The following is a 26,724-nucleotide window of genomic DNA, read 5'->3' as shown; positions in this document are numbered from 1 at the left end:
GCCGGGTCGCCGCTCACCGCAGCCTGCTGGAGGCGAGGATGGAGACCAGGTGCAGCAGGGTCTGGAGCAGAGCGATCGCGGCGAGCAGGGCCACGCCGAGGCGGGTGAAGAACAACCCGCCGGCGATCAGGTCGGCGATCGCGACCGCGAGGACGAACAGTGACGCCTCGACCCCGCCGACCAACCGGTGGAACTTCAGCGCCGCCGCGGCGCGGCGCGCGAAAGCGAGACCGGAGGAGCGGGGCGTGGCCGCCGACTCCTGCACGGCCGGCATCCCGCTGCGCAGCCGGGCGACGTCGACCAGGTCCGTCTCGGCCTTGATCAGGATGGCGCCCAGCGCGGCGAGCGTGCCGAGGAAGGCCCACAGCCAGTTCGCGGCGGCGCCCTCCAGTGCGAACACGTCGGCCGCCCGCACGCCGAACCCGACCAGCAGCGCGGCCTCGGCCAGGTAGTGACCGACCCGGTCCAGGTAGACCCCGGTCACCGAGGTCTGCTTCCGCCAGCGGGCGACCTCGCCGTCGACGCAGTCCAGCAGCAGGTACAGCTGGATCAGCAGCGCGGCCAGCAGCGCACCCGCGATGCCGGGGATCAGCAGCGCCGCACCGGCCGCGACCCCGGCCACGACCATGAGGTAGGTCAGCTGGTTGGGGGTGATCCGGCTGTTCACCAGGTGTCTGGTCCAGCGCAGGGAGACCTCGCGCATGTAGAGCCGTCCCGCCCAGTGCTCGCCGCTGCGGCGGTCCTTGATCCCCTCGGGGTGGACGACGGGGCGGAGTTCAGCTACCGAAGGTTTTGACATAGTGCGCGTACGCGTCCCTGATCTCGTCGGTGGACAGCTGGAGGTGTTCCAGGATGGTGAAGCGACCCGGCCGGGTGCGCGGCGCGAACTCCAGGACCTGGACGAACTCCTCGCCGCTGAAGCCGATGTCGCCGGGAAGGACGGGCAGCCGGTGGCGGCGCAGCGTCTCCACCATCAGCGCGGCCTGCTCGGTGGCGCCCCGCAGGTGGGTGGCGAAGGCCGCACCCAGGCCGCACTGCTCGCCGTGGGGGGCGCGGCGGCGCGGGAAGAGCAGGTCGAAGGCGTGGTTGATCTCGTGGCAGGCGCCGGAGGCCGGGCGGCTGTCGCCGGCGATCGACATGGCGATGCCGGTGAGAACCAGTCCCTCCGCGAGCACGGTGAGGAACGAGTCGTCCTCGCACCCGCCGGGGTGCCGCAGCACGGCCTCCCCCGCCTGCCGGGCCATCGCGGCGGCCAGCCCGTCGATGGGTTCGCCGGTCACCTTGTGGGACAGCTCCCAGTCGGCCACGGCGGAGATGTTGGAGATGGCGTCGCCGACCCCCGACCGCACGAAACGCGCGGGGGCCTGCCGGATGACGTCGAGGTCGATGACGACGGCGATGGGCGTGGGGACGCCGTAGGAACCGCGGCCCGCGTCGTTGTCGAGGGTCGCGATCGGGGAGCACAGCCCGTCGTGCGACAGGTTGGTCGCGACGGCCACCAGCGGCAGTCCGACCCGGGCCGCGGCGAACTTGGCACAGTCGATGATCTTGCCGCCGCCGAGGCCGACCAGGGCGTCGTACCGCCCCGACTTGACCTCACCCGCGAGCCGGACCGCGTCGTCGAGGGTGCCGCCGCCCACCTCGAACCAGTCGGCGCCGGGCATGGCGTCGCGCAGCCGGTCGCGCAGCGCCCGACCGGAACCCTCGCTGATCGCGAAGGCGAGCTTGCCGGTCGGGGCGATGCGCTGGTCGGCCAGCAGCGAGGCCAGGTCGTCCAGGGCGCCCGCCCTGATGTCCACCGACACCGGGGACGGGATCAGCCTGGTCAGTAGAGGCATGCGATCCCCCGGCCGCGGGCGAGGTCGTCGTGGTTGTCGATCTCGACCCAGGGCACGTCGCCGATGGGGGTGGTGTCGATGGTGAAGCCGCGGTTCACCAGCTCCTGGTAGCCGTCCTCGTAGTAGAGGTCGGGGTCCCGCTCGAAGGTGGTGCGCAGCGCGTCGGCGAGGTCGGCGGCGGCGCTGCCCTCGATGAGGGTGACGCCGATGTACTCGCCGGTGGCCTCGGCCGGCTCCATCAGCTTGGTGATGCGCCGCACGCCGCGTCCCGGCTCGGTGATCACCTTCATCTCCTCGTCGGCGAGGTTCTTGACGGTGTCCAGCGCGAGGATGATCCGCCGCTCCTCACCGCGGGCGGCGAGCAGCGAGCGCTCCACGGAGACGGGGTGGACGGTGTCGCCGTTGGCCAGGATGACGCCCTCCGCGAGCACGTCGCGGGCGCACCAGAGCGAGTAGGCGTTGTTCCACTCCTCGGCCTTGTCGTTGTCGATCAGCGTCAGCTTCACGCCGTAGCGGGACTCCAGCGCCGCCTGGCGCTCGTAGACCGCCTCCTTGCGGTAGCCGACCACGACGGCGACCTCGGTGAGGCCGACCTCGGCGAAGTTGCCCAGGGTCAGGTCCAGGACGGTGGTGCTCTCGTCGTCCCGGGAGCCGACCGGCACCAGGGCCTTGGGGAGGGTGTCGGTGTAGGGACGCAGACGCCGTCCGGCGCCGGCCGCCAGCACGAGGCCGATCATGTGGGTTCTCCTGTCTCGTCGTGTACGGCGGGGGCCTGGGAGGAGACCCAGAACCGGATGCTCTCGGTCAGCACCAGGATGGTCAGCGCCCCGGTCAGGACCGTGAGCGCGACAGGGAAGCCGGAACCGCCGAGCCAGAGCGCCGCGGCGAGGACCACCAGCAGGGTGCGTCCCTCGTGCCCGCCCGCGGCGAGGACGAGGCCGCGCGGCGGGGCTCCGGCGCCGCCGCGGAGGCGGTACACCGTGTCGTAGTGATGGTAGGCGCAGATCGCCACCAGGCCGAACGCCGCCGGGAGGGCGGCCGGGCTCTCCGCGTGCAGCGCGAGGAGCAGCACCGTGCCGTACTCGGCGACGCGGAAGAGCGGCGGCAGCAGCCAGTCGAGCCGGTGGCTCAGCGGCGCGGCGACGGCGCGGCCGGCGCACAGGGCGTACCAGACGGCCGCGGCCACCACGGCCCAGGTGCCCGAGGCGCCGGGCAGGAGGAGCGTCCCGAGGAGCACCACCACCCCCGCGGCTGCCCACAGCGGCGCGCCCAGCGCAGTGCGGCCGGTGGCGGGGGTACGGGCCGCGGACTCGGCGAGCGGGCCGCTGTCGGCCAGGGCGGCGAGCGCCGTCGCACCGGTGTCCCCGCCGCCGTCGCCGGGGCGGCGGGCGGAGCGCAGCACCCGGCCGGCGGTGGTGTAGCAGGCGGCGAAGGCACCGGCGGCCAGCAGTACGACGAAGGTGACGCGTGGGGTGGTCAGGGCGGTGAGGACGGCGATCAGTGCCCAGCGTTCGCCGATCGGCAGCACGATCATGCGCCGGGCCCACACTGTCCAGCCGACCGAGTCGAGGCGTCCGGAGAGCGCGGCGGCGCGGCTGCCACCGCCGCCGTCCTGCCCGGTCGTGGTCTCGTTGAAGGAGAAGTCGACGATGTGGCGGGCGGTCTGGAGGACCATGGCCGCCAGCGCCAGACCCCAGACGTCCTCACCGCCCCGCGCGGCACCGAGGGCGAGTCCGGCGTAGAACGCGTACTCCTTGGCGCGGTCGAACGTCGCGTCGAGCCAGGCGCCGAGCGTCGAGTACTTCAGGGCGTAGCGGGCCAGTTGGCCGTCCACGCAGTCCAGGACGAAGGAGGCCAGCAGCAGCAGGCCGGCGGCGACGAACCCGGCGCGGGTGCCGGTGGCGGCGCATCCCGCCGCGACGAGCGCGGTCACCAGGGAGGCGGTGGTCACCTGGTTCGGCGTCAGTCCCCGTCGGGCGCACCAGCGCGCGATGTACCGGGAGTAGGGGCTGACGCAGTGGGTGGTGAAGAAGCCGTCGCGGCTCTTGACCGCGTCGGCGAGGCGCACGCGCTCCTCGTCGACCGCGGCGACCGCGGCGCGGGCACGTTCGGCGTCGGCGGGCGACGCGGGCACCTCGGCGACGAGGCTGCCGAGCGCCGGTCGGTGGACCGCGGCGCCCGAGGCGTCCACCGCCTCGGTGAGCCGGTCGGTGAGCGGCGCGTCGCCGTCGGCGCCCGGGGCCGCCGGGACGGCGGTGAGCGCGGCGGCGAGCGCCGCACGGGCCGGTGGGCCCACGGCCAGGGCACCGGGGACGGCCGCGGCGGAGAACCGGGGGTCGGTGAGGGCGAGCCGGAGGCTCTGCCGGTGACCGGTGAAGCGGGCGTCGACGACGGCGATGCGCTCGCCGGTCGGTACCCGGCCGAGCTCCTCACGCAGCGTGTCGGAATCCTGCGGGGCGCGGACCGTGAAGCCGAGGGCCCGCAGGTCGGCGTCGAGCGGTGACCCGGCGACGGGCCGGCCGATGACGATGGCGGTCGACAGCTGAACTCACTCCTCGGGGCGGCGCCGTGCCGGCCGCGCGGGCGCGGCGGGCCACGGGCGGGCACGAGGGCAGAGGTTATCCGATCCCCCGACCGGTCGTTCACCGCGGTTCATCCGGGGTTCGCCCCGGTCACGGCCCGCAGGTCTCGCACAGCCGACCGAGCGGTGACGGAATACCGGCGCCACCCGGCGCCGGCGACGCTGCGGCGGCGCGTCGCCGCAGGTGGGCACGGCACGGGGCCGGTACCGTAAAAGCCCAGCTCAGAGCCAATGACAACGGTGTTCACTGCCGCGTTGCCCTATACCCCCCACCCGTAGTTCACTGAGAGACGGCGGGCACCGCGGCGACCACGGTTCCCGGCGGTTTCGCGCCACCGGGAGGGGCGCCGCGGGACGACCCGCGGACGGATCGACGACGGGAGCGGAGGGCCATGGGAGCGGGACACCAACACGGCGGCGGGGGCGGACAGGTCACCGCCGGTGCGAAGCACCGGGGGCGGCTCTGGATCGCGTTCGGCATCGCGGCCGTGCTCCTGGTCGCCGAGCTGATCGGCGCCGCCCTGACCGGATCGCTCGCCCTGCTCGCCGACGCCGGCCACGTCGCGACGGACCTCGTGGGCATCGGCATGGCGCTCACCGCGATCCACTTCGCCAACCGGCCGGCGGCGGCCAGACGCACCTTCGGCATGGCACGGCTGGAGATCCTCGCGGCGCTGGTGAACTGCCTGCTGCTGCTCGGCGTGGGCGGCTACATCGTCTTCGAGGCGTTCCGGCGGATGCAGCAGCCCGCGGAGATCGAGGGCGGCCTGACCATGGTCTTCGGCGTGGTGGGCCTCGCGCTGAACTGTGTCTCGCTGCTGCTGCTCATGCAGGGCCAGAAGGAGAGTCTGAACGTGCGGGGCGCCTTCCTGGAGGTGCTGGCCGACACCCTCGGCTCGGTCGCCGTCATCGCGTCGGCGCTGGTGATCCTGCTCACCGGCTGGCAGCAGGCCGACCTCGTCGCCTCGCTGCTGATCGCGGCCATGATCGTGCCGCGGACGTTCAAGCTCGGCCGGGAAGCGATCGAGGTGCTCCTGGAGTCGGCCCCCGGGGACGTGGACATCCACGAGGTCCGCGAGCACGTGCTGGGGGTGGAGGGCGTCTCGGACGTGCACGACCTGCACGTGTGGACCATCACCTCGGGCATGCCGGTGGTGTCGGCCCATGTGGTGGTGGACCGGGAGGTGCTGGACTCGGTGGGGCACGAGCGGGTCCTGCACGACCTGCAGGACTGCCTCGGCGACCACTTCGCGGTGGAGCACTGCACCTTCCAGCTGGAACCCGACGGACACGTCGCGCACGAGCCCCGGGTCTGCCACTGATCCCGCGTCACCCGCGCGTCACCCGCTCTTCGCCATCCGTCGCCCCGCGGGCCGGCGGTGCGCCCGAACGGGTGACGCGCCCGCGGGGTCCGCTACGGCACACTGGTGCCAGGCCCCATAACCATGGGCCGGTCCCCCGGGCGGCGTCCGGGGCGACGTGCACATCCCGAAAGGCGCCCATGCCCCAGCGAACCGACGTCACCACCGGCACCTCCGAGCCCACCGGGCCCGAGCCGATCCTGCTGGAGCTGGTGGACGAGGACGGCACCACCATCGGCACGGCGGAGAAGCTGTCGGCGCACCAGGCGCCCGGCCGGCTCCACCGGGCGTTCTCCGTCTTCCTCTTCGACGGCGAGGGGCGACTGCTGCTCCAGCAGCGCGCGGCCGGCAAGTACCACTCCCCCGGCGTGTGGTCGAACACCTGCTGCGGCCATCCCTACCCGGAGGAGCCGCCGTTCGTCGCCGCCGTGCGACGGACCGCGGAGGAGCTGGGCACCGCCCCGTCGCTGCTGCGGGAGGCGGGCACCGTGCGCTACAACCACCCCGATCCCGTCTCGGGTCTGGTGGAGCAGGAGTTCAACCACCTCTTCGTGGGGCTCACCGGCGCCCCGGTCGCCCCCGACCCGGAGGAGGTCGGCGCGACGGCGCTCGTCACGGCCGAGGAGCTGGCGCGGCGCCATGCGGCGGACCCGTTCTCGGCCTGGTTCATGACAGTCCTCGACGCGGCGCGTCCGACGATCCGCGTGGTCACCGGCGGTGCCGGGGGCTGGTGACAGGCCCCCGGCCCGACTCGGCCCGCGGCCTCATGCTCCTCGCCCCCCACAGTCCACGACCTCGCGGTTCGATCCGGCGCAACCGTGACACGGTGCCTCCGGTCGCGTCAGTACAGCGGCAGCGTCGCCCAGACGACCTTGCCGCCCGCCGCCGTGGGGGTCACCCCGCAGTCGCCTCCGGTCTCCAGGGCGACGGCCTTGACGAGGAGGAGCCCGCGGCCACCGGTGTCGTGCCGGTCGGGAACCGCCTCCAGCGCGCGCGGACGATAGGGGTGGCCGTCCTCGACGGCCAGCCGTAGTCGGCCGTCCCGGAGGGTCACCTCGACGCCGATCTCCGGCGTCAGGAGTGCGGCATGGCGCACCCCGTTGGTCACCAACTCGGAGAGCACCAGCTCGATGGCGAACATCAGGTCCTCGCCGAGGTGCGCGCGACGCCGACGGAGCAGGTCGCGTACCGCGTGCCTCACCCAGGGGACGGAGCCCTCCACGGGTGGGACGGTGAAACGCCAGGTGCCGTCGTGCCGGTGCCGTGCGGGCAGCACCTGCTGCGGCGAGGCGTGCGATCGGCTGTCCATGGTGTCCGGCACCGGCCCCTCATCTCTCGTGTCATGCGCTTCGGTGGGCGGTGCGGGGACGCACCGCATGTCTCCGAGTGTTGGCATGTGCCAGTGCCCTGTGACCGAGTGCACGCAACTCACCGAATATGCGTGCTTCTCTTTCGCCATTGAGCGACCAGTTTCGATAAGTGGCCGCAGAGTGAACAATTACTGCCGCGGACCGTCAGGGAACGGTGGTTCCGCGCCACCGGCGCCCCGGCGGTCACCGTGCGCCGGCGACCGGCCGTCCCGCGCCTCCCCCGCGCCACCGGCGGCCCTCCCCGGCTCGCCGGCGATCGCGAGGATGCGGCGTCCCGCCATCCCGGTCGCCAGCAGCCCCAGCCCGTCGAAGAGCAGCGCCAGCGAGAGGAAGGTCCCGAGGACGTACCAGGTCGCGGTGGGCCACTCCAGCAGCACCATCAGGCCCAGCACCAGGCCGAACGCGCCCTGCACCACGGTCCACATCATCTGGGGGCCGCGCACCACCAGGCCGCCGACGAAGCGGAAGACCCCACCGGTCAGCAGCAGCAGCGCCACGAAGAGACTCAGCCCGCCCGCGTCCACCTCGGGGTGCCGGATGAGGATCACCCCCGCGGCGAGGTTCAGCGCAGCGGCGATCAGTCCGACCCACACGAAGTTGGACCCCCGCGAGAGCACCGCGTGCAGCAGCCCGACGACTCCGCCGATCAGCAGCAGCCAGCCGAACAGCACCATCGACCCCAGGGTCGCGACGCCGGTGTACACGAGCCCGACCAGACCGGCCGCCACCAGCACCGCTCCGAGGGCGGCGAACCTGCCGAGGCTGCGGTGCAGTTCCCGGCCCGGGTCCTGTGGGGTGTGCGACTCCTTGTGACGCATGGCGGCACCTCCTCGCACGCCAGGTTCCTCCCTCCGGGCGCGTCGCGCCGCTGTTCCTACGCCATCCGGGCGTGCGGTTCCGGACAGCGGGGGTGCGGCCGTACGATCGCCGGTCATGGACCCTGCCGTGCTCAGCCACGTCGCGGACGGCGTCGCGACCCTGACCCTGCGCAACCCCGCCAAGCGGAACGCGCTGACCCCCGCCATGTGGCGCGCCCTGGCCGGACTGGTGCGTGAGCTGGCCGACGACCCCGCTGTGCGCGTGCTGGTCCTGACCGGCCACGGCGGGACCTTCAGCGCCGGCGCCGACATCGCGGCCCTGCGGTCGGGCACCGCGCCCCGGGAGCTGGCCTCCGCGGCGGAGGAGGCACTGGCCGCCTTCCCCGGCCCGACGCTCGCCGTCATCCGCGGTCACTGCGTGGGCGGCGGTTGCCAGCTCGCCGTCGCCTGCGACCTGCGGTTCGCCTCGGAGGACGCCCTGCTCGGCGTCACCCCCGCCCGGCTCGGCCTCGTCTACCCGCCGGGCGCCACCGCCCGCCTCGCGCGCCTGGTGGGACCCGCCACCGCCAAGTACCTGCTGTTCTCGGCCGAACTGATGGGCGCCCGGCGGGCGCTGGCGTGCGGACTGCTGAACGAGGTGCTCGCAGCGACGGAGCTGGCGGACCGCGTGGCCGCCTTCACCGCCACCCTCGCCGCACGTTCCCTGCTGACCCAGCGGGCGGCGAAGGAGTTCGTGGACCACGGCCCCGACGGCGCCCACCTGGAGCGTTGGGCGCGGCCAGGGAACGCGGAGCGGGAACTGGCGGAGGGCGTCGCCGCGTTCACGGAGCGGCGGGAGCCCCGGTTCACCTGGCCGGGCTGACCCCGCGACGGAGTCGGAGGAGGACCGGCCCGGGCGGTCTCGACGCCGCCGACCGGGCCCACGGACTACCCCCGGTATATACCGCTCGGTAATGTGAAAGGCATGACCTCCCCGCCTTCCCGCGCCGGCAGACACTGTCACGCCGCCCTCAACCCGCTGCACTCGCTGCTCTACTTCTCCCCCGAGCTACCGCGGGAGATGGCCGCACTCGGCATCGGGGAGCAGACAGCGGCCTACCTGGCCACACGCGCCGCCCCGCTCGGACGGGTGGGCGCGGGCGCCGTGAGCGCCGTCTTCTACTCGTTCCGGCCAGGACTCGTCGCCCGCCACCTGCCCGCCGTGTGGGAACGCGCACGCCCGGACGCCGTCATCGAGGCGCGACTCCGCGCGGCCGACGGTGTCCTGCGCCGCCTGCTGGGCGACCGGGCCGTCGAGTCGCCGCAGATGGCCGAGGCGGCCGAGCTGGCGCTGCGTGCCGCGACCGGATGCCGGCCCCACGGGCGCCCCCTGTACGCCGCCAACGCGGACCTGGCGATCCCGCACGACCCGCACCTGCGGTTGTGGCACGCCGCCACCCTGCTGCGCGAGCACCGGGGCGACGGCCATGTCGCGGTTCTGCTGCGGGAGGGACTGGACCCGGCCGAGGCCATGATCAGCCACGCCGCCAGCGGCCACGGACAGCACCCCGCCTGGCTGCGGGAGACCCGCGGCTGGAGCGAGCAGGAGTGGAACGCCGCCCAGGGCAGGCTCCGGGACCGCGGGCTGCTCGCCGCCGACGGCCGGCTGACCGAGGACGGCGTCGCCCTCCGCAAGGCGATCGAGAACGAGACCGACCGCCTCGACCGCGCGCCCTACGAGACCCTCGGGGCCGACGACGTCGCCCGCCTCACCGATCTGGCGGCCGGTTTCGCCCTGACGGCCGCCAAGGCGGGCGCCTTCCCCTCCGAAGTGATGGGCTGACCCCGCCCGTCCCCGTCCGAGGAACCAGCTCCACCGGCGGCGTCCGTTCCCGACGGTGTCCGGGCCGCCGCCCAGGCAGCGCCGGTCGAACGGAAGGTCGCGCCTGATGGGGCCGGTCACCCGTCGCCTCCTTCGGCCCGCAGGCGCGAGGACGGCCTCCGCCCGCGGCGGGGACCGGCTCTCCGTGGCCGCCCCCTCCTGGCCCCCGCCATGACAGCGGAAGTGCGGTGCACCGGACTCTGAGCCGCGCGCTGTAGCGCCGAGCGGAGAAGGTTCCCCGCGGCGGGCACCCCGACAGGTGTGGGGCGGCGCGTTCGCGCCGCCCCACACCTGTCGGGACATGGCCGTGCGACCGGGCACGGGCTCCCGCCGGTCCGGCCGTGGGCGACCGTCTCAGCCGGCCGCGGCCTTGCGCGCGGCGATGCGGGCACGACGCGCCTCAAGCTTCTCGTCGAGCTTGGCCGCCTCGCTGTCCAGACCGGCCATGAACAGCCCGAGCTCCTCCTGGGCCTTCAGCCCCTCGGGACCCAGGCCGTCGATGTCGAGCACGCGCAGGTAGCGGAGGACCGGCTGCAGCACGTCGTCGTGGTGGATGCGCATGTTGTAGATACCGCCGATGGCCATCTGGGCTGCGGCGCGCTCGAAGCCGGGCATGCCGTGACCGGGCATCCGGAACTGCACGACGACGTCACGCACCGCGGACATGGTCTGGTCGGGCGCCATCTCGAAGGCGGCCTTCAGCAGGTTGCGGTAGAAGACCATGTGCAGGTTCTCGTCGGTCGCGATGCGCGCCAGCATCCGGTCGCAGAGCGGGTCGCCGGACTGGTGGCCGGTGTTCCGGTGGGAGATACGGGTGGCGAGCTCCTGGAACGCGACGTACGCGACGGAGTGGAGCATCGAGTGCGAGTTGTCGGACTCGAACCCCTCCGACATGTGCGCCATCCGGAACTGCTCCAGCTTGACCGGGTCCACGGCGCGGGTGGTCAGCAGGTAGTCGCGCATGACGATGCCGTGCCTGCCCTCCTCGGCGGTCCACCGGTGCACCCAGGTGCCCCAGGCGCCGTCACGGCCGAAGAGGGTGGCGATCTCGTGGTGGTAGCTCGGGAGGTTGTCCTCGGTCAGCAGGTTGACGACCAGCGCGATGCGGCCGATCTCGGTGACCTTCGACTGCTCCGGGTCCCACGCCTCGCCGCCCAGGACGCCGTCGAAGTTCCGCCCGTCGCTCCACGGCACGTACTCGTGCGGCATCCAGTCCTTGGCGACCTTCAGGTGCCGGTTGATCTCCCGCTCCACGACCTCTTCCAGCGCGTAGAGCAGCCGGGCGTCGGTCCACTGGTCCGAACTGGCGGGGTGGGCGGGGGTGATCGTCACGGGCGCTCCAGCCGAGAAGATGTTTAGGCGAACTACTTACGATGCCGTAGGTTACGCCACCGTAGGTTGTTACCCGCGAGTCAGGCAAGCTCCGGCTCCCGGTGCGACCCGCGTCACACACGAACGCGCCGGGCCCGGGACGAATGCCCGGGCCCGGCGCGGTTCGGTGCGGGCCTGTCAAGGGGTCGGTCGGGTCGAAGCCCAGGCCGGGAGGGGTTGCCGCCGGTGTCAGCGGCGCGGCTTCCCCGTCAGGCCGGCCCTGCGCAGCGCGTCCGCCATCGCACTGTTGGCGGGCTGGTCGTTGCGCCGGCGGCCGTCGCCGCTCTGGCCGCCCTGCCCGGCCCGGCCGCCCCGGCGACCGTCACGGCCTCCGTCCTGGCCGTTCCGCGAACCACCGCGGCCCTCGCCTCGACCACCGCGGCGATCCCGCTGGCGCGGCGCGCCGCCGTCACCGCCGCGCCCCACGGCGGCCTCTCCGCCGCCCTCACCCCCGCGGGCGGCAGTGGCGTCCTCCAGCCGGAGCGTCAGCGAGATCCGCTTGCGGGGGACGTCGACGTCCAGGACCTTGACGCGGACGATGTCGCCCGGCTTGACGATCTCGCGGGGGTCGGAGACGAACCTGTCCGACATGGCGGAGACGTGCACCAGCCCGTCCTGGTGGACACCGACGTCGACGAAGGCCCCGAAGGCGGCGACGTTCGAGACGACTCCCTCCAGGATCATGCCGGCCGTCAGGTCGCCGATCTTCTCCACGCCGTCCTTGAACCGCGCGGCGCGGAACGCCGGACGCGGGTCGCGCCCCGGCTTCTCCAGCTCGCCGAGGATGTCGGTCACCGTCGGCAGTCCGAACGCCTCGTCCGCGTAGTCCTCCGCGCGCAGCGAGCGCAGCAGCGCGGTGTTGCCGATGAGCTCGGGGACAGGGGTGCCGGTGGTGGTCGCCATGCGGCGGACCACCGGGTAGGACTCCGGGTGGACACTGGACGCGTCGAGCGGGTCCTCGCCGTCGCGCACCCGCAGGAAGCCGGCGCACTGCTCGAACGCCTTCGGGCCGAGCCGGGGGACGTCCTTCAGCGCACGGCGGCTGCGGAACGGACCGTTGGCGTCGCGGTGGGCGACGATGTTCTCCGCGACCGTGGCGGACACCCCGGAGACCCGGGCGAGCAGCGGCACCGAGGCGGTGTTGACGTCCACCCCGACACCGTTGACGCAGTCCTCCACCACCGCGTCCAGCGAACGGGAGAGCTTCACCTCGGCGAGGTCGTGCTGGTACTGGCCCACGCCGATGGACTTGGGGTCGATCTTCACCAGCTCGGCCAGCGGGTCCTGGAGGCGGCGGGCGATGGAGACCGCGCCGCGCAGCGAGACGTCGAGCTCCGGAAGTTCCTTGGAGGCGTAGGCGGAAGCGGAGTAGACGGAGGCGCCGGCCTCGGAGACCAGCGCCTTGGTGAGCTTCAGGTCGGGCAGCGCCGCGATCACCTCGCCCGCCAGCTTGTCGGTCTCGCGGGACGCGGTTCCGTTGCCCACGGCGATCAGCTCGACGCGGTGCTCCGCCGCGAGCCGCGCCAGCCGCTCCAGCGCGGCGTCCCACTTCCGCTGGGGGGCGTGGGGGTAGACGGTGTCGGTGGCCGCGACCTTGCCGGTGGCGTCCACGACGGCGACCTTGACGCCGGTGCGCAGCCCCGGGTCCAGACCCATGGTGGCGCGGGTGCCGGCGGGGGCCGCGAGCAGCAGGTCGCGGAGGTTGGTCGCGAAGACGCCCACGGCGCCGTCCTCGGCGGCGGTGCGCAGCCGGGTGCGGAGGTCGAGGGTGAGGTGGACCAGCAGCCTGGTTCGCCACGCCCAGCGGACCGTCTCCAGCAGCCAGGCGTCGGCGGGACGGCCGCGGTCGGCGACGCCGAACCGGTGGGCGACGGCCCGCTCGTACGCGGAGGGCCCCTCGCTCGCGGCATCGGCCTCCTCGGGGGCGAGCGCGACCTCCAGGAACTCCTCCTTCTCGCCGCGGAACATCGCCAGGGCACGGTGGGAGGGCATGGCGGCCAACGGCTCGGACCAGTCGAAGTAGTCGGAGAACTTGGCGCCCTCCGTCTCCCGGCCCTCCCGGACCCGCGAGGTCAGGCGGCCCTTCTCCCAGATGCGCTCGCGCAGTTCGCCGACCAGGTCGGCGTCCTCGCCGAAGCGCTCGGTGAGGACGGCACGGGCGCCCGCGAGCGCCGCGTCGGAGCTGTCCACGCCGCGTTCGGCGTCCACGTAGCCCGCGGCGGCGGCGGCCGGGTCGACGGTCGGGTCGGCGAGCAGCGCGTCCGCCAGCGGTTCCAGCCCCGCCTCGCGGGCGATCTGCGCCTTGGTCCGCCGCTTGGGCTTGTAGGGGAGGTAGATGTCCTCCAACCGCGCCTTGGTCCCAGCGGCGCGGATGTCGGCCTCCAGTTCCTCGGTCAGCTTGCCCTGGGAGCGCACCGACTCCAGGACAGCGTCGCGGCGTTCCTCGAACTCCCGCAGGTAGCGGAGGCGTTCCTCCAAGGTGCGGAGCTGACTGTCGTCGAGGGCCCCCGTCACCTCCTTGCGGTAGCGGGCGACGAACGGCACCGTGGCCCCGCCGTCGAGGAGTCCGACTGCGGCTGTCACCTGCCCCTCCCGGACACCCAGTTCGTCGGCGATCCGGGTTTCGATCGAGCGGTCTGCCACGGAGTTGGTCACGCGGTTCACGGGGATAGGGCCCCTGTCTCCTTCGGTGCGGTGGCCGCCCTCCGCGGGCCCGGCCGCGGCGAGGCGGGGCCGGACGGGGCGGGGGCGCGGGTGCCCGAGCATTGTGGCAGGAGCCGGGGACATTCGTGGGATTTGACCGCGTCTTCCGGGCCCGTGGGGCGCGATCGGCGGTACGCGACGGTCGCGGTCAGCTGGTGGTCCGGCGGGCTCGCCGGGCACGCGCGGCGTCGGGGAGGTAGCGCAGCCGCTCGGGAAGCCGGGCGACGACGGTGCCGGTCACCCGGCCCAGGGCGCGCAACCGGCGCTCCTGCCGCTCGTCCCAGGGCAGCCCGACGGCGGCCCTGGCCTCGGGCGGCATCAGGCCGACGGTGAGGAAGGCCAGCAACCGGGCGGTGGGGCGTCGCAGCAGCGGCCAGGCGAGCCGCAACGGCACCCGTACCGGGCGGGGTCCGTGGTCGGGCGGGCCGACAGTGTTGCGGGGGTCGGTCAGCTCACAGACGACGGGCGTGGCGGCCAGTTCGTGCAGCCACGCCCGATAGCGGGGTGCGAACTCCGCCGCCGTGGCGGGGAGGTCGCGGTCGCGCAGCCCCAGCAGCACGCCGACCGTGCGCCATTCGCGGTAGAGGGCCTCCTGTTCCTCCGGGGTGCAGGTGCGGCCGTGGAGCACGGTGAGCGCGCGGAGCATCACCGGGAAGCCACTGGCGTGGACCCAGCCGTACAGGTGGGGGTCGAGGGAGTGGTAGCGGTGGCCGTCGGGAGTGGTGCCGCTGATGGAGCGGTGCAGGCGGCGCAGGCGGCGGCCCTCGGCGGCGGCCTCCTCCCCGCCGTAGACCCAGAGCAGCGCGGACCGGACCGAGCGGTCGGCGCGCCCCCAGGGGTCGGTGCGGAACACCGAGTGGTCGTCGACGCCCGCGCCGACACCGGGCAGCGCGACCTGCAGCGCCAGCGCGGCGGGGAGCCACATCAGGAAGCGGACGTCCCCGTAGAACTCCCAGAGCAGGCCGTCCGGGGGCGGCCCGACGGGCGGGGCGGTGCGGCGGCCCGGTGTCGTGGGGTCCTGGTGCGGTGCGGTCATCTCGACGCCTCCCGGTGCCATTGTGACCGGTGGGGGCCGGACGCGCCCGCCCCCGGGACGCGGTGGGTGCGTCCCGGGGGCGGGGGTGTGCTCGGTGGGTCAACGGCGCTGGTCGACGGGCTCCTCCCGGACGGGCTCCTCGGTGCCCGGCTCCGTCGGGGAGGCGCTGTCCGGCTCCGCCGTCGGCGCCGGCGAGGCGGCGGTGAGCCGCTCGCCCTCGACGTCGACGTTGGGCAGGACGCGGTCCAGCCAGGCGGGGAGCCACCAGGCGGAGCGGCCCAGAAGCGCCAGCAGGGCGGGCACGATCGCCATACGGACGACGAAGGCGTCGAAGAGCACTGCGACGGCGAGGCCGAAACCGATCATCTTGATCATGGGCTCCGTGGCGCTGACGAAGCCGGCGAAGACGCTGATCATGATGATCGCGGCTGCGGTGACGACCCTGGCGCCGTAGCGGAAGCCGGTGACGATGGCCTCGTCAGGTGTGGCTCCGTGGACGTACGCCTCCCGCATCCGGGTGACGAGGAAGACCTCGTAGTCCATGGCGAGACCGAAGACGACGCCGATGAGGAAGATCGGCATCAGGCTCATCACGGGCCCGGTGGTCTCGACACCCAGCGGGCCGGCCAGCCAGCCCCACTGGAAGACGGCGACCACGGCGCCGAGGGCGGCCATGACCGACAGCAGGAAGCCCAGCGCAGCCTTGAGCGGCACCAGCAGCGAGCGGAAGACGACCATGAGGAGCACGAAGGCCAGGCCGACGACGAGCGCGAGGTAGGGCACGAGGGCGTCGTCGAGCTTCTGCGAGATGTCGATGCCCATGGCGGTCTGGCCGGTGACGGCCAGGGTCGTGCCGGTCTCCTGCTCCAGCTCCCCGGCGAGGGCGCGGATGTCGTTGACGACCGACTCGGTCTCGGAGCTGGAGGGGGTGGAGGCGGGGATCACGGTCAGCAGGGCGGTCTGCCCGGCCTCGTCGGGCTGCGGCTGGGTGACCGCGACGACCTCGTCGAGTTCCATGGCGCGCTCGGTGAGCTGCTCCGCCGCGGCCATGGCGTCGCCGCCACCCTCACCGTCGAGGACGACCAGCAGGGGGCCGTTGAACCCGGGGCCGAAGGACTCGGCCAGCATGTCGTAGGCCTGGCGCTGGGTGGTGGAGGGGGCGGAGGAGCCCTCGTCCGGGAGGTTGAGCTCCAGCTGGCTCGCCGGGATGGCGATGACGCCGAGGCCGACCACACCGGCGATCAGGACGGCGATGGGGCGGCGGATGACCTGCCGGGCCCAGCGGGTGCCCATGTTGGGGCGTTCGGCCGAGGCCCCGGCCCCGGTGGCGGCGGTGTCGCCGTCCGTGGCCGGGGTGTCCCCGTTCTTGTCGGCCTTGTCGCCCTCGACCGCCTTGCGGCGACCGCCGCGGACCTTGTCACCGGCGAAGCCGAGGACCGCGGGGATGAGGGTGACGGCGACGAGGACCGCGACCGCGACCGCACCGGCGGCGGCGAAGCCCATCTTGGTCAGGATCGGGATGTTGACGACGGCGAGGCCGGCCATCGCGATGATGACGGTGAGACCCGCGAAGACGACCGCGGAGCCCGCGGTGCCGGAGGCCCGGCCGACCGCCTCCACCTTGGTGTGGCCCTCGTCGAGCTCGGCACGGTATCGGGAGACGATGAACAGGGCGTAGTCGATGCCCACCGCGAGTCCCAGCATCATCGCCAGGATGGGGGTGGTGGTGTCCAGCTCCAGCGGGCCGCTGAGCACGGTGATGGCGAGCACCGAGATGCCGACGCCGACGAGTGCGGTGATCAGGGGAAGCCCGGCGGCGACCAGCGAGCCGAGGGTGACGATCAGGACCACGGCGGCGACGGCGATGCCGATGACCTCGGCGATGCCGGTGGCGGGCACCTCGAAGAGGGCGTCACCGCCGATCTCGACGGTCAGTCCCGCGTCCCGGCCGGTCTCGGCCGCGGCCTCCAGCGCCTCCCGGTCCGCGTCGTCGAGCTCGAAGCCGCTGACGAGGTAGGAGACCTGGGTGTAGGCGGTGCTGCCGTCCTGGCTGACCGCCCCGACCTCGAAGGGGTCGGTGACGGAGGCGACCTCGTCCGAGCTCTGTTCGAGCTCACCGAGCACGCCCGCCACGGCCTCCTGGTTGGCCGCGTCCTCCATTGTGCCGTCGTCGGCGCGGAAGACGACCCGGGCGGTCGCCCCGTCCACCCCCATGCCGGGGTAGCGCTCGGAGAGGAGGTCGAACGCCTCCTGGGCCTCGGTGCCCGGCATCGATATCTCGTTGGACGGCTGGCTCGCGTTGGTGGCGGCGACGAGGCCGGTGGCACCGAGCAGCAGCACCCACAGCAGGGCTACGAGGCGCCTCTTGAGGAACGACGCGCGTCCCAGTTTGTAGAGAAAAGTCGCCATGGCGGCGGGTGTCTCCTATTCGGTGCGGGCAGTGAGGGGCCGCCCCGGCGGCCTGTGGCGGTCTGCCGGGAGGGGGTGGTCGGTGTGGTGTTGTGCCACGACCGGCGGGCGGCCCCGAGGACCGCGGGCCGGTCAGCCCGCGGGGGCCGGCTCGGGGAGCAGCAGCGGGATGATCATGGTGTCCGCGAAGCGGCGCAGGAAGTCGGGATCGGCGTAGCGGCCCTCCATCAGCGGCCGGGCGATGAGCGCGCCGATGATCGAGTGCACGACGAACTCCACCGCGGGATTGCCGGGGGCGAGCTCACCGCGCTCCTCGGCCCGCCGCAGGGCGCGGTCGAGCACCTTGATCTCCGGGTCGATGATCACCTGCCGCACGGCGAGGTGGAGGTCCGGGTCGTTGCGGCAGGCGTGCGAGAGGGCGTGGATGACGGCGGTGTCGTCGGTGGCCTCGGTGCCGACCCGGCCGCACATCTCCCGGAAGTCGCCGCGGAGCGAGCCGGTGTCCACGTCGTCGAGGGAGAGGCGCTTGGTGTGGCGGAGCGCGGAGGTGACGAGCCGGGCCTTGGTCTGCCACTGACGGTAGAGGGTGGCCTTGCTCGACCGGGAGCGGGCAGCGACCGCGTCCATCGTCAGGGCCTCGTAGCCGCGCTCCCGCAGCTCGGCGAGGACGGCCTCGTAGAGCTCCTGCTCACGCTCCTCGGTGAGCTTCGTTCGGCCGCTGCGGCCACCGGCCCTGGGGGCGGTGACGCCGGGCTGCTCGGTCATTCCGTGTCCTGTCGACGGGGCCGGTCCTCCGGCCGGAGGTGGCCATCCCATCATCGATCCGCAGATCGAAACGATGTCGTTTCTCGAGCACGAGCGTAGACACCCACCCTGCGAAACGCAAACGGATCGATACGACTCCGTTCACCTACCCCGGCGCACCCCGTCCACACCCCCGCGCGCCGCCCGAGCCCGGGGTCGCCGCGGACCGGGGGCCGCGCCTCGAACGCCGTCGGCCCCGCCCCGGAAGGGGCGGGGCCGAGGCGACGGGGCGGCCGGCGTCACACCACGGCAGGCACCTCCGGTGCGGGTCGGTAGCGGACCTCGCCGAACAGTTCACCCGCCGCCGCCTTCGCCAGCAGCAGCGCGGGCGGCGCGAACCGGGGGCCGTAACGGTCCGCCAGCTCGCGCGCACGGGCGACGAACCCGTCGAGCCCGCCCGGGTAGCCGTTGACGTACTGGAGCACCCCGCCGGTCCACGGCGGGAAGCCGATACCCAGCAGCGAACCGACGTTGGCGTCCGCGACCGAGGTGAGCACCCCCTCCTCCAGCAGTCGGATGCTGTCCAGCGCCTCGACGAACAGCAGTCGTTCCGTCAGGTCGGCCATCGGCAGCTCCACCCGGCCGCCGGGTGCCAGGCGCTCCCCCAGCTCCGGCCAGAGCCCCGCCCTCGCGCCGTCCTCGCCGTACTCGTAGAAGCCGGCGCCACCGGCGCGCCCTGTCCGGCCGTACTCCTCGACCATGCGGTCCAGGAGCGCGTCCGCCGGGTGCGGGACCCATTCCTCGCCGGCGGCCGACGCGGCGGCCCGGTCCTCGGCCCGCACCCGGCGGGGAAGAGTCAGCGTCAACTCGTCCAGCAGGGCGAGCACTCCCGTGGGGTAGCCGGCCCGGGCCGCGGCCTGCTCCACCGACGAGGGCGCCACCCCCTCCCCCACCATCGCCACACCCTCCTGCAGGAAGCGGGCGATGACCCGGGAGGTAAAGAAGCCCCGGCCGTCGTTGACGACGATCGGGGTGCGACCGATCTGCCGCACCAGGTCAAAGGCGCGCGCCAGCGCACGGTCCCCCGTCCGCGCGCCCCGCACGATCTCCACCAGCGGCATCCGGTGCACGGGCGAGAAGAAGTGCAGTCCCAGGAAGTCCTCCGGCCGGCCCACTGCCTCGGCCAGTCCGCCGACCGGGAGCGTCGAGGTGTTGGTGCAGAGCAGCGCGGACTCGCCGACCACCCGCTCGACCGCCGCGAGCACCTGGTGCTTCAGCGCGGTGTCCTCGAACACCGCCTCGACCACCACCTCGCAGCCGGCCAGGTCCTCGATCGTGTCGGTCGCGGTGATGCGGGCCGTGAGCGCCGCGGCCTCGGCCTCCGTCATTCGGCCTCGGGCGACCGACGCCGCCACGAGCCGCTCGGCGTGGGCACGGCCCCGGAGGGCGGCCTCCCGGCTGACGTCCTGCAGCACGACGTCGATGCCCGCGCGTGCGCAGACGTGGGCGATCCCCGCACCCATCATCCCCGCGCCGACGACACCGACCCGGCGCACCCGGTGCGCCGGCTCCCCCTCCGGCCTCGCGGCCCCCGCGTTGACGGTCCGCAGGTCGAAGAAGAACGCCTGCGTCATGTTCTTCGAGGTCTGCCCGACGACCAACTCGGTGAAGTAGCGGCTCTCGATCAGCTGAGCGCCCTCGAAGTCGACCTGCGCGCCCTCCACCGCCGCAGCCAGGATGTTCCGGGGCGCCGGCAGCGGCGCGCCTCCGGTGCGGCGCACGAGATGCGCCGCGAAGGAGGGCAGCACCGCGGCCAACGACCGCGTGGCGGGCGTCCCCCCGGGGATGCGGTAGCCCTCCTCGTCCCACGGCTGACGGGAGGCGGGGTGGGCGTCGATGTGGGCGCGCGCGGCGCCCAGCATCTCCTCGGGGGAGGTCACCACCTGGTGGACCAGCCCCAGCTCCAGTGCCCGCGACGGGGTGTGGCGGGTGCCCTCCAGCAGGACGTGGCGCAGGGCGTCGGCGATACCGAGCAGCCGCACGGTCCGGGCGACACCGCCACCCCCCGGAAGCAGCCCGAGGGTCACCTCGGGCAGCCCGAGACGGGTGTCGGGACCGTCGAGGACGATCCGGTGGTGGCAGGCGAGCGCGAGCTCCAGCCCGCCGCCGAGCGCGGTGCCGTTGACGGCGGCGACCACCGGCACTCCCAGGGTCTCGATGCGGCGCAGCGCGCGCTTGAGCGCCGTGGCGAAGTCGAACACCTGCCGGGCGTCCTCGGGGCCGGCGGCGATGAGCTCGTCGAGGTCGCCACCGGCGAAGAAGGTCTCCTTGGCGGAGGTGACGATGATGCCGCGCACCGTGTCGCGCTCACCCTCCAACCGGTCGGCGGCGGCGGTGAGCGCGGTGACGAACGCGGCGTCCATGGTGTTGGCGGTGCGCCCGGGGGCGTCCATGGTCAGGGTCACGATCCCGTCGGCGCCGCGGTGCCAGTGGATCGGCCCGGCGTCGGGATCGGCGGCGGAGGCTGCGGGTGCGGTCATGGCGGTCTCTTTCGGTGGGGCGACGCCGCCGGGCGGTGGGGCGACGCGGAGGGGCGGTCGGCCGGAGCGGAGCGGGCGGCCCGCTCTCGACCCGGTGGGGGTGCCGGGCGGGTGTCACACCCTCTCGATGACGGTGGCCACGCCCATGCCACCGCCGACGCAGAGCGTCGCCAGACCGCGCCGGAGGTCGCGCCGCTCCAGTTCGTCGAGGAGGGTGCCGAGGATCATCGCCCCGGTGGCGCCGAGCGGGTGGCCGAGCGCGATGGCGCCGCCGTTGACGTTGACGCGCGCCGGATCGACACCCATCTCGCGGACGAACCGCAGTACGACGGCTGCGAACGCCTCGTTGACCTCGAAGAGGTCGATGTCGTCGACGGTCAGTCCCGCTCGGGCCAGTGCCTTGCGGCTGGCCGGCGCCGGGCCGGTGAGCATCACGGTCGGCTCGGATCCGGTGACGGCGGCGGAGACGATCCGCGCCCGGGGCGTCAGCCCGTGGCGGCGTCCGACCTCCTCGCTCCCGACGACGACCAGCGCCGCGCCGTCGACGATGCCGGAGGAGTTGCCCGCGTGGTGGACGTGGTCGATGCGCTCCAGGTGGTGGTACTTCTGCAGCGCCACGGCGTCGAACCCGCCCTGCTCGCCGAGGCCGGCGAACGACGGGCGGAGCGCGGCGAGGGAGTCGGCGGTGGTGCCCGGCCGGGGGAACTCGTCATGGTCGAGCACGGTGAGCCCCGAACGGTCGACGACGGGTTCCAGCCCGCGGTCGAACCGGCCCTCCGCGGCGGCCGTGGCCGCGCGTTCCTGGGAGAGCGCGGCGTACTCGTCGACCTCGCGCCGGCTGACGCCGTCGAGGGTGGCGATCAGGTCGGCCCCGATGCCCTGGGGGACGAAGCCCGTCGCCAGGCTCGTCATCGGGTCCATCATCCAGGCGCCGCCGTCGGAGCCGATGGGCAGTCGCGACATGGACTCCACGCCGCCCGCCAGCAGCAGGTCGTCCCAGCCGGAGCGGACCTTGGCCGCGGCGGTGTTGACGGCCTCCAGCCCGGAGGCGCAGAACCGGTTGAGCTGCACGCCGGCCACCGTCTCGGGGAGTCCCGCGGCGAGGGCGGCGATCTTGGCGATGTCCGAGCCCTGGTCACCGTGCGGGCTGACCACGCCGAGGACGACGTCGTCCACGGCCGCCGGGTCGATGCCGGGCAGCCGGTGCTCCAGACGCCGCATCAGCCCGGTGACGAGGTCGATGGGTTTGACGGTGTGCAGGGAGCCGTTCGCCCTGCCCCGGCCCCGGGGGGTGCGGAACGCGTCGTAGACGTAGGCGTCGGTGGTCATGTGTACCTCTCTCATGGGCGGTTGGCTGCCGGTCGGCGTCCGCCCGGACACGGTCGGCCCGCGCGGGCCGGGCGCGGCGGCGCTGGGGGTGCGGCGGCGTCACGGGCGGGTGGTTCCGCCCCGTTCCACCGGGAGGTCCCACTCCGCGGCCACCCCTGCGGCGTCCGCGCCGGGCCGCGCCGGTGGCAGCCGTAACGCGGCGGGGGTGACGGAGAACCGGGGCGCGGGGGCCGGTTGAACGGTGCCGCCGTGGTCGGTGAAGGTGCCCCGGGCAGCGAGGTGGGGGTGACCGGGCGCCTCGCTCAGCGACAGCACGGGGGCGACGCAGGCGTCACTGTCGGCGAAGACCTCCGCCCACTCGTTCCGCGTCCGCGCGCTGAACCGGGCGGCGAGCAGGGCCCGCAACCGGGGCGCGTCGCCGGGGTTCGTGCGGTCGGGGAACGCGTGCCCGTCGGCGGCGGGCAGCCCGGGGTCGATCCCGAGCCGTCGCAGGAACTCCTCGTAGAAGGCGGGCTCCAGGGCGCCGACCGCCATGTACCCGCCGTCGGAGGTGGCGTAGCAGCCGTAGGAGGGGGCACCGCCGTCCAGGAGGTTGGCCTCGCGGCGGTCCTGCCAGACCCCGGCGGCGAGCAGGCCGTGCAGCGCTGTGGTGAGGTGGCTGACGCCGTCGACGACCGCCGCGTCCACCACCTGTCCGACGCCGTGGGCCTCCGCATGGCGGAGTGCGGCCAGGACCCCGACGACGAGGTAGAGGGCACCGCCGCCGTGGTCGCCGAGCAGGTTGGCCGGGGCCACCGGCGGGCCGTCGGCCGGACCCGTGGCGGCGAGAGCGCCGGTGAGGGCAAGGAAGTCGATGTCGTGCCCGGCCCGCTCGGCCAGCGGGCCGTCCTGCCCCCACCCGGTCATGCGGCCGTAGACCAGCCGGGGGTTGCGGGCGAGGGCTGCCTCGGGTCCGACACCGAGGCGTTCCGCCACGCCCGGCCGGAACCCCTCCACCATGACGTCGGCCCGCTCGGCGAGTTCCAGGACGCGGGCCGCGCCCTCGGCCGTCTTGAGGTCAGCGAGCACCGACCGCTTGTTCCTGCCGGTCAGGTCCGCGTCCGGCGGCAGGTGGGGCCAGCTGCCGCCGGGGCGGTCCACCCGGACGACGTCGGCCCCGAGGTCGGCGAGGAGCATGGCCGCGAAGGGTGCGGGGCCCAGCCCGGCGAGTTCCACGACCCGTACCCCGGCCAGCGGCCCGGTGGCGGTGGTCGGCATGGTCCCCCCGGAGTCCGTCGCGCTACGTCGCGGTAACAACGCGATCCTAGGAACGCGTTCCGTATTTCTCAAGGATCACGACGCGGGGCGGGGTGCGCGGGCGCACGATGGCGGGGGCGGCGCCCCCGCGCCGGGGTGAGGGCGCGTGTGGCGTGGCGACACGTCGGCCAGGTATGTCACATGGACGCATTGCGGCAGGAGTTCACCCCGCGAGGGACCTTCCTCGACACCGCCTCCCACGGGCTGCTCCCCCGGCGTTCGGTCACCGCCGTCCGGCGGGGAGCGGCGTTGATGGCCGAGGGAACGCTCGACCAGCAGGCCTGCCTGCGGGCGGTGGACGGGGTACGGGCGGACTACGCGGCACTCGTCGGCGTGACGGCGGACCGGGTGGCCGTCGGGTCGTCCGTCGCGGTCCATGTGGCGCTGGTCGCCGCCTCACTGCCGGCGGGTGCCGAAGTACTGCTGGCCGCCGAGGAGTTCAGCTCACTGCCCACGCCGTTCGACCAGCGCGGGGGGCTGCGGCTGCGGCAGGTCCCGCTCGACGGCCTCGTCGACGCGGTGCGACCGGGCACCGACCTGGTGGCGGTGAGCGCCGCCCAGTCGGCCGACGGCCGGGTCGTCGACCTCGGCGCCCTGCTGTCGGCCGCGCGCGAGCACGGGGCGCGCACGCTGCTCGACACCACCCAGGCGGCCGGCTGGCTGCCCCTGGGGGCCGACCGCTTCGACTACACGGTGTGCGGCGGGTACAAGTGGCTGCTCACGCCGCGCGGCGTCTCCTTCCTGTCGGTGCCGCCGGGGTTCGGTGGCCTCCGTCCGCTGCACGCCGGCTGGGTGGCCGGGGCGGAGCCGTGGCAGAGCTGCTACGGGCCGGTCGCGGAACTCGCCCCCGACGCACGCCGGTTCGACCAGAGCCCGGCCTACCTCCCCTATCTGGGGGCGGCGCCGTCACTGCGGTTGCTGGCCGAGGCGGGACCGGCGCGGGTCGGCGCGCACGCCCGAGCGCTGGCCGCGCGGTTCCGGGAGGGACTGGCCGGGCTCGGCTGCGAGGTGCCGGACGCCGGGGGGCCGATCGTCTCCTTCCCCGAACCCGAGGGCGCGGTGGAGGCCCTGCACCGCGCGGGGGTACGGGTTGCCCGCCGCAGGGGGGCGCTGCGGGCCGCGTTCCACCTCTACAACGACGAGGCGGACGTCGACCGGGCGATTGCGGCACTGGAGACGACCGCGGCGGGCCGTTGACCACCCGCTCGACGCCGACGCGACCTGGCGTTCCACGCCGCGGGTCGGTGGGCCCCGGGGAACCAATGCCTGGTCGGCGCGGTCACCCCGGCCGGGCGTCGAGTTCCGCGACGAGCCGCCGGGGCGCGACCGCCCGGAAGCTCTCCTCCACCCAGTCGCACAGCAGACCGGTGCCCGGCACGGAGCCCGCCTCGACCGCAAGCGGCACGCGCACCCAGCCGGTGCGTGCCAGGCCGTAACCGGCGGGCTCGGCACCGGGCAGCGACAGGGCGTGGGCCCGGACGTCCTCCGTCGGCAGCTTGATCACCATGGATGCGGGCGCGGGCGACGCCGGCGCCCCGAGGAACACGAACACCTTGCCGCCGGCCTTGATCGCGGGCTCGCCCCAGGGGAACTCCTCCACGGCGCCCGGAAAGCCCAACGCGTGGGCACGTATCCGGTCGCGGGGACCGTCGCTGCGACGCGGCGTCATGCGCTTCACGGTACGCCCGGCGCGGTGGCGGGGCGAGCGGGCCGGCCCGCGTCCGTCCGGGCCGGCGGCGGGGGCTGCGTCAGGCCGCGGCCCGCTCCTGCTCCTCCTCGACCCGGCGGTTCCATTCGGCCTTCCCGGCCTGCCAGCCGTCCTCGTCGGCGCCGCGCCGCCAGTAGCCGCTGATCGACAGCTGGGAGGGCTTCATCCCCAGCTCGTGCCGCAGGTGGCGGCGGAGCGACTTCACCCAGTTGGCCTCGCCGTGCACGAACGCCTGGCCGGTGCCCGCGGGCAGCTCGGCGGCGGTGACCGCCGCGAGCAGCGCCTCGCCGTAGGCGCCGGACTTCCGGCCCACCCAGACGATGTCCACCTCGCCGGCCGGCGGCTGGAGCTTCTGCTCCTCCCCCGGGCCGCCGACTTCCAGGAAGACCCGTGCGCGGGCGCCGGCGGGGAGCTCCGCGACCGAGGCCGCGATGGCGGGCAGCGCGCTCTCGTCGCCGACGAGCAGGTGCCAGTCGGCCTGCGGGTCGGGGGCGTAGCCGCCGCCCGGCCCGAGCATGGCGAGCTCGTCGCCCGGGACGGCCGCAGCCGCCCAGGGTCCGGCGAGCCCGGTGTCGCCGTGGTGGACGAAGTCGATCACGAGCTCCGGGCCGGCGGGGTCGAAACTGCGGACCGTGTAGGTGCGGGTCAGCGGCCACTCGTCGCGCGGCTGGTCACGGCGGATCGCCGCGACGTCCAGCGGCTGCGGGTAGCTGACACCGGGCCGCGGGAAGACGAGCTTCACGTAGCTGTCGGTGTAGGGGCCGGTGGCGAAGTCGCGGAGACCGTCCCCGCCGAACGTGACCCGGATCATGTGGTCCGTCAGCCGCTCGGTGCGCAGCACCCTGCCGATGTGGGTCGGGTTGGCGGGACGGGGAGGCCGGTCGTTCATCGCTGCTCCTCGCTCGGTGGGGCCGTCACGGCGGCCGGTTCCTCGGCGTCGGCCCCGGCCGGGGGCGACGACGCGCCGCACGCGGCGGCGCGGGGCGCCCACCGTCGCACGCGTCAGGTAAGGGTGACCTTACCTGATGTGCGGGCGGGTCACCCACCGACCGTGACCGGAGCGCGGAGTGCGGTGCGGCGCACTCACCCGCGGGGTCGCGCCGGTTCACCGGCGTCGGCGGCGACCGCTGCGGAGAGCGCCTCCCGACAGCTGCGGTCGGCCCGGCGGATCGGCTCCGGCTGCCGGTAGCGGGGTGTCGACCGCATCACGTGGGCGCAGGCCGTGTCGAGTCCCACCCGGTGCCCTGCGGAGACGAAGACGGGTCTGACGCCCGCACGCGTCCGCAGCGCGCGTCCCACCTCCTCGTCGCCGTCCAGCAGCGGGGACGAGGCACCCCGCTCGGCGCCCGGTTCGTCGTGCCGGAAGACGAAGGGCGACTTGGCGACACCGATCGTCGGGAGCCCGGTGACCACACCGAGGTGGCAGGCGAGCCCGAAGCGCCGGGGGTGGGCCAGGCCGTAGCCGTCGCAGACGACCAGGTCCGGGGCCACCGCGAGCCGGTCGAGGGCCCGGAGGACCGCCGGCACCTCGCGGAACGCCAGCAGGCCGGGGACGTAGGGGAACGACACCGGACCGACGGCCGTGGCCTCCGCCACCACCTCCAGCGAGGCGGCGTCGAGCACCACGACGGCTGCTGCGACGAGGTCGCGAGCGTCGTCGTAGGCGACGTCCACCCCAGCGACGGTGCCGGTGCCGTCCGCCGGCGGCCCGGCCTCGTCCAGCACCAGCCGGTCGCGGAGCAGCCGCTGCGACGCGACC

At 74.1% G+C, this 26,724-nt stretch carries 23 protein-coding genes; 6 read left to right on the top strand and 17 right to left on the bottom strand.

Annotated features, from left to right (window positions below; translation table 11 throughout):
• Positions 1–13: 13 nt before the first annotated feature.
• From HCJ92_RS05670 to HCJ92_RS05655, 4 genes are read right to left on the bottom strand one after another with little or no spacing between them, the layout of a single operon-like run.
• On the bottom strand, positions 14–799 hold the full coding sequence (locus HCJ92_RS05670) for a CDP-alcohol phosphatidyltransferase family protein (protein ID WP_167932316.1): 786 nt from the start codon (positions 797–799) through the stop codon (positions 14–16).
• Entirely contained in the window at positions 777–1,838 is a 1,062-nt protein-coding gene (locus HCJ92_RS05665; protein ID WP_167932315.1) for an iron-containing alcohol dehydrogenase family protein, read from the bottom strand. The genes HCJ92_RS05670 and HCJ92_RS05665 overlap by 23 nt, the downstream gene beginning before the upstream one ends.
• Complete coding sequence (locus HCJ92_RS05660; protein ID WP_167932314.1) at positions 1,826–2,575, bottom strand: phosphocholine cytidylyltransferase family protein; 750 nt, start codon at positions 2,573–2,575, stop codon at positions 1,826–1,828. Before HCJ92_RS05660 ends, HCJ92_RS05665 begins: the two co-directional genes overlap by 13 nt.
• On the bottom strand, positions 2,572–4,134 hold the full coding sequence (locus HCJ92_RS05655) for a DUF5941 domain-containing protein (protein ID WP_338054035.1): 1,563 nt from the start codon (positions 4,132–4,134) through the stop codon (positions 2,572–2,574). The genes HCJ92_RS05660 and HCJ92_RS05655 overlap by 4 nt, the downstream gene beginning before the upstream one ends.
• A gap of 69 nt (positions 4,135–4,203) precedes the next feature.
• On the opposite strand from HCJ92_RS05655, the gene HCJ92_RS25545 reads away from it, so the two are divergent.
• The 3 genes from HCJ92_RS25545 (at position 4,204) to idi (ending at position 6,514) form a co-directional block, all read left to right on the top strand.
• On the top strand, positions 4,204–4,341 hold the full coding sequence (locus HCJ92_RS25545) for a hypothetical protein (RefSeq protein ID WP_338054034.1): 138 nt from the start codon (positions 4,204–4,206) through the stop codon (positions 4,339–4,341).
• A 470-nt stretch (positions 4,342–4,811) separates the two neighbouring features.
• Positions 4,812–5,741, top strand: coding sequence for a cation diffusion facilitator family transporter (locus HCJ92_RS05650; protein ID WP_167932313.1), 930 nt, complete (start codon positions 4,812–4,814; stop codon positions 5,739–5,741).
• A gap of 179 nt (positions 5,742–5,920) precedes the next feature.
• Positions 5,921–6,514 (top strand): isopentenyl-diphosphate Delta-isomerase, encoded by a 594-nt coding sequence (gene idi, locus HCJ92_RS05645; RefSeq protein ID WP_167932312.1) that lies wholly within the window; start codon positions 5,921–5,923, stop codon positions 6,512–6,514.
• A gap of 107 nt (positions 6,515–6,621) precedes the next feature.
• Here the strand turns inward: idi and HCJ92_RS05640 are convergent, their stop codons facing one another.
• Positions 6,622–7,089: an ATP-binding protein gene (locus HCJ92_RS05640; protein WP_167932311.1), complete on the bottom strand. Its 468-nt coding sequence runs from the start codon at positions 7,087–7,089 to the stop codon at positions 6,622–6,624.
• Positions 7,090–7,278: 189 nt separating this feature from the next.
• The gene (locus HCJ92_RS05635) at positions 7,279–7,968 is read right to left on the bottom strand and encodes a DUF308 domain-containing protein (RefSeq protein ID WP_167932310.1); all 690 of its coding nucleotides are present in this window, start codon (positions 7,966–7,968) and stop codon (positions 7,279–7,281) included.
• A gap of 115 nt (positions 7,969–8,083) precedes the next feature.
• Between HCJ92_RS05635 and HCJ92_RS05630 the strand changes: the two genes are divergently transcribed.
• Positions 8,084–8,830 (top strand): enoyl-CoA hydratase/isomerase family protein, encoded by a 747-nt coding sequence (locus HCJ92_RS05630; protein WP_167932309.1) that lies wholly within the window; start codon positions 8,084–8,086, stop codon positions 8,828–8,830.
• A 102-nt stretch (positions 8,831–8,932) separates the two neighbouring features.
• Positions 8,933–9,790 carry an SCO6745 family protein gene (locus HCJ92_RS05625; protein WP_167932308.1) on the top strand — a complete coding sequence of 286 codons (858 nt, stop codon included), beginning with the start codon at positions 8,933–8,935 and terminating at the stop codon, positions 9,788–9,790.
• A gap of 393 nt (positions 9,791–10,183) precedes the next feature.
• Here the strand turns inward: HCJ92_RS05625 and HCJ92_RS05620 are convergent, their stop codons facing one another.
• From HCJ92_RS05620 to HCJ92_RS05585, 8 genes are all read right to left on the bottom strand, one after another.
• On the bottom strand, positions 10,184–11,161 hold the full coding sequence (locus tag HCJ92_RS05620) for an acyl-ACP desaturase (RefSeq protein WP_167932307.1): 978 nt from the start codon (positions 11,159–11,161) through the stop codon (positions 10,184–10,186).
• A 228-nt stretch (positions 11,162–11,389) separates the two neighbouring features.
• Positions 11,390–13,855 carry a Tex family protein gene (locus tag HCJ92_RS05615; RefSeq protein ID WP_338054033.1) on the bottom strand — a complete coding sequence of 822 codons (2,466 nt, stop codon included), beginning with the start codon at positions 13,853–13,855 and terminating at the stop codon, positions 11,390–11,392.
• Between the two features lie 196 nt (positions 13,856–14,051).
• Complete coding sequence (locus tag HCJ92_RS05610) at positions 14,052–14,939, bottom strand: oxygenase MpaB family protein (RefSeq protein WP_167932306.1); 888 nt, start codon at positions 14,937–14,939, stop codon at positions 14,052–14,054.
• Between the two features lie 99 nt (positions 14,940–15,038).
• Entirely contained in the window at positions 15,039–17,348 is a 2,310-nt protein-coding gene (locus tag HCJ92_RS05605; RefSeq protein ID WP_167932305.1) for an MMPL family transporter, read from the bottom strand.
• 132 nt (positions 17,349–17,480) lie between these two features.
• Positions 17,481–18,113, bottom strand: a complete 633-nt coding sequence (locus HCJ92_RS05600; protein WP_167932304.1) for a TetR/AcrR family transcriptional regulator — start codon at positions 18,111–18,113, stop codon at positions 17,481–17,483.
• A 278-nt stretch (positions 18,114–18,391) separates the two neighbouring features.
• Positions 18,392–20,632: a 3-hydroxyacyl-CoA dehydrogenase NAD-binding domain-containing protein gene (locus HCJ92_RS05595; RefSeq protein WP_167932303.1), complete on the bottom strand. Its 2,241-nt coding sequence runs from the start codon at positions 20,630–20,632 to the stop codon at positions 18,392–18,394.
• 114 nt (positions 20,633–20,746) lie between these two features.
• The gene (locus HCJ92_RS05590) at positions 20,747–21,961 is read right to left on the bottom strand and encodes an acetyl-CoA C-acetyltransferase (protein ID WP_167932324.1); all 1,215 of its coding nucleotides are present in this window, start codon (positions 21,959–21,961) and stop codon (positions 20,747–20,749) included.
• 99 nt (positions 21,962–22,060) lie between these two features.
• Positions 22,061–23,218 (bottom strand): CaiB/BaiF CoA transferase family protein, encoded by a 1,158-nt coding sequence (locus HCJ92_RS05585; protein ID WP_167932302.1) that lies wholly within the window; start codon positions 23,216–23,218, stop codon positions 22,061–22,063.
• Positions 23,219–23,398: 180 nt separating this feature from the next.
• Here HCJ92_RS05585 and HCJ92_RS05580 point away from each other — a divergent pair, with 180 nt between their 5' ends.
• A complete protein-coding gene (locus tag HCJ92_RS05580) occupies positions 23,399–24,454 on the top strand; it encodes an aminotransferase class V-fold PLP-dependent enzyme (RefSeq protein WP_167932301.1) in 1,056 nt (351 codons plus the stop codon).
• A gap of 82 nt (positions 24,455–24,536) precedes the next feature.
• Here the strand turns inward: HCJ92_RS05580 and HCJ92_RS05575 are convergent, their stop codons facing one another.
• The 3 genes from HCJ92_RS05575 to nfi form a co-directional block, all read right to left on the bottom strand.
• Positions 24,537–24,926: an MmcQ/YjbR family DNA-binding protein gene (locus HCJ92_RS05575; RefSeq protein ID WP_167932300.1), complete on the bottom strand. Its 390-nt coding sequence runs from the start codon at positions 24,924–24,926 to the stop codon at positions 24,537–24,539.
• Positions 24,927–25,005: 79 nt separating this feature from the next.
• Entirely contained in the window at positions 25,006–25,854 is an 849-nt protein-coding gene (locus HCJ92_RS05570) for a siderophore-interacting protein (RefSeq protein ID WP_167932299.1), read from the bottom strand.
• 194 nt (positions 25,855–26,048) lie between these two features.
• Positions 26,049–26,724 (bottom strand): deoxyribonuclease V (gene nfi / locus HCJ92_RS05565; protein ID WP_167932298.1); only part of this gene is annotated, 676 nt, incomplete at its 5' end.

Origin of the sequence: Streptomyces spiramenti (assembly GCF_012034385.1) — a bacterium.
Classification (GTDB): Bacteria; Actinomycetota; Actinomycetes; order Streptomycetales; family Streptomycetaceae; genus Streptomyces; species Streptomyces spiramenti.
The sequence above is the reverse complement of the archived record's forward strand: the minus strand, read 5'-3'. Positions and strand labels throughout refer to the sequence as shown.

Coding starts and splice junctions, on each gene's coding strand:
- HCJ92_RS05670 (WP_167932316.1), bottom strand. CDS start 799: ATGTCAAAACCTTCGGTAGCTGAACTCCGCCCCGTCGTCCACCCCGAG.
- HCJ92_RS05665 (WP_167932315.1), bottom strand. CDS start 1,838: ATGCCTCTACTGACCAGGCTGATCCCGTCCCCGGTGTCGGTGGACATC.
- HCJ92_RS05660 (WP_167932314.1), bottom strand. CDS start 2,575: ATGATCGGCCTCGTGCTGGCGGCCGGCGCCGGACGGCGTCTGCGTCCC.
- HCJ92_RS05650 (WP_167932313.1), top strand. CDS start 4,812: ATGGGAGCGGGACACCAACACGGCGGCGGGGGCGGACAGGTCACCGCC.
- idi (WP_167932312.1), top strand. CDS start 5,921: ATGCCCCAGCGAACCGACGTCACCACCGGCACCTCCGAGCCCACCGGG.
- HCJ92_RS05640 (WP_167932311.1), bottom strand. CDS start 7,089: ATGGACAGCCGATCGCACGCCTCGCCGCAGCAGGTGCTGCCCGCACGG.
- HCJ92_RS05635 (WP_167932310.1), bottom strand. CDS start 7,968: ATGCGTCACAAGGAGTCGCACACCCCACAGGACCCGGGCCGGGAACTG.
- HCJ92_RS05630 (WP_167932309.1), top strand. CDS start 8,084: ATGGACCCTGCCGTGCTCAGCCACGTCGCGGACGGCGTCGCGACCCTG.
- HCJ92_RS05625 (WP_167932308.1), top strand. CDS start 8,933: ATGACCTCCCCGCCTTCCCGCGCCGGCAGACACTGTCACGCCGCCCTC.
- HCJ92_RS05610 (WP_167932306.1), bottom strand. CDS start 14,939: ATGACCGCACCGCACCAGGACCCCACGACACCGGGCCGCCGCACCGCC.
- HCJ92_RS05605 (WP_167932305.1), bottom strand. CDS start 17,348: ATGGCGACTTTTCTCTACAAACTGGGACGCGCGTCGTTCCTCAAGAGG.
- HCJ92_RS05600 (WP_167932304.1), bottom strand. CDS start 18,113: ATGACCGAGCAGCCCGGCGTCACCGCCCCCAGGGCCGGTGGCCGCAGC.
- HCJ92_RS05595 (WP_167932303.1), bottom strand. CDS start 20,632: ATGACCGCACCCGCAGCCTCCGCCGCCGATCCCGACGCCGGGCCGATC.
- HCJ92_RS05590 (WP_167932324.1), bottom strand. CDS start 21,961: ATGACCACCGACGCCTACGTCTACGACGCGTTCCGCACCCCCCGGGGC.
- HCJ92_RS05585 (WP_167932302.1), bottom strand. CDS start 23,218: ATGCCGACCACCGCCACCGGGCCGCTGGCCGGGGTACGGGTCGTGGAA.
- HCJ92_RS05580 (WP_167932301.1), top strand. CDS start 23,399: ATGGACGCATTGCGGCAGGAGTTCACCCCGCGAGGGACCTTCCTCGAC.
- HCJ92_RS05575 (WP_167932300.1), bottom strand. CDS start 24,926: ATGACGCCGCGTCGCAGCGACGGTCCCCGCGACCGGATACGTGCCCAC.
- HCJ92_RS05570 (WP_167932299.1), bottom strand. CDS start 25,854: ATGAACGACCGGCCTCCCCGTCCCGCCAACCCGACCCACATCGGCAGG.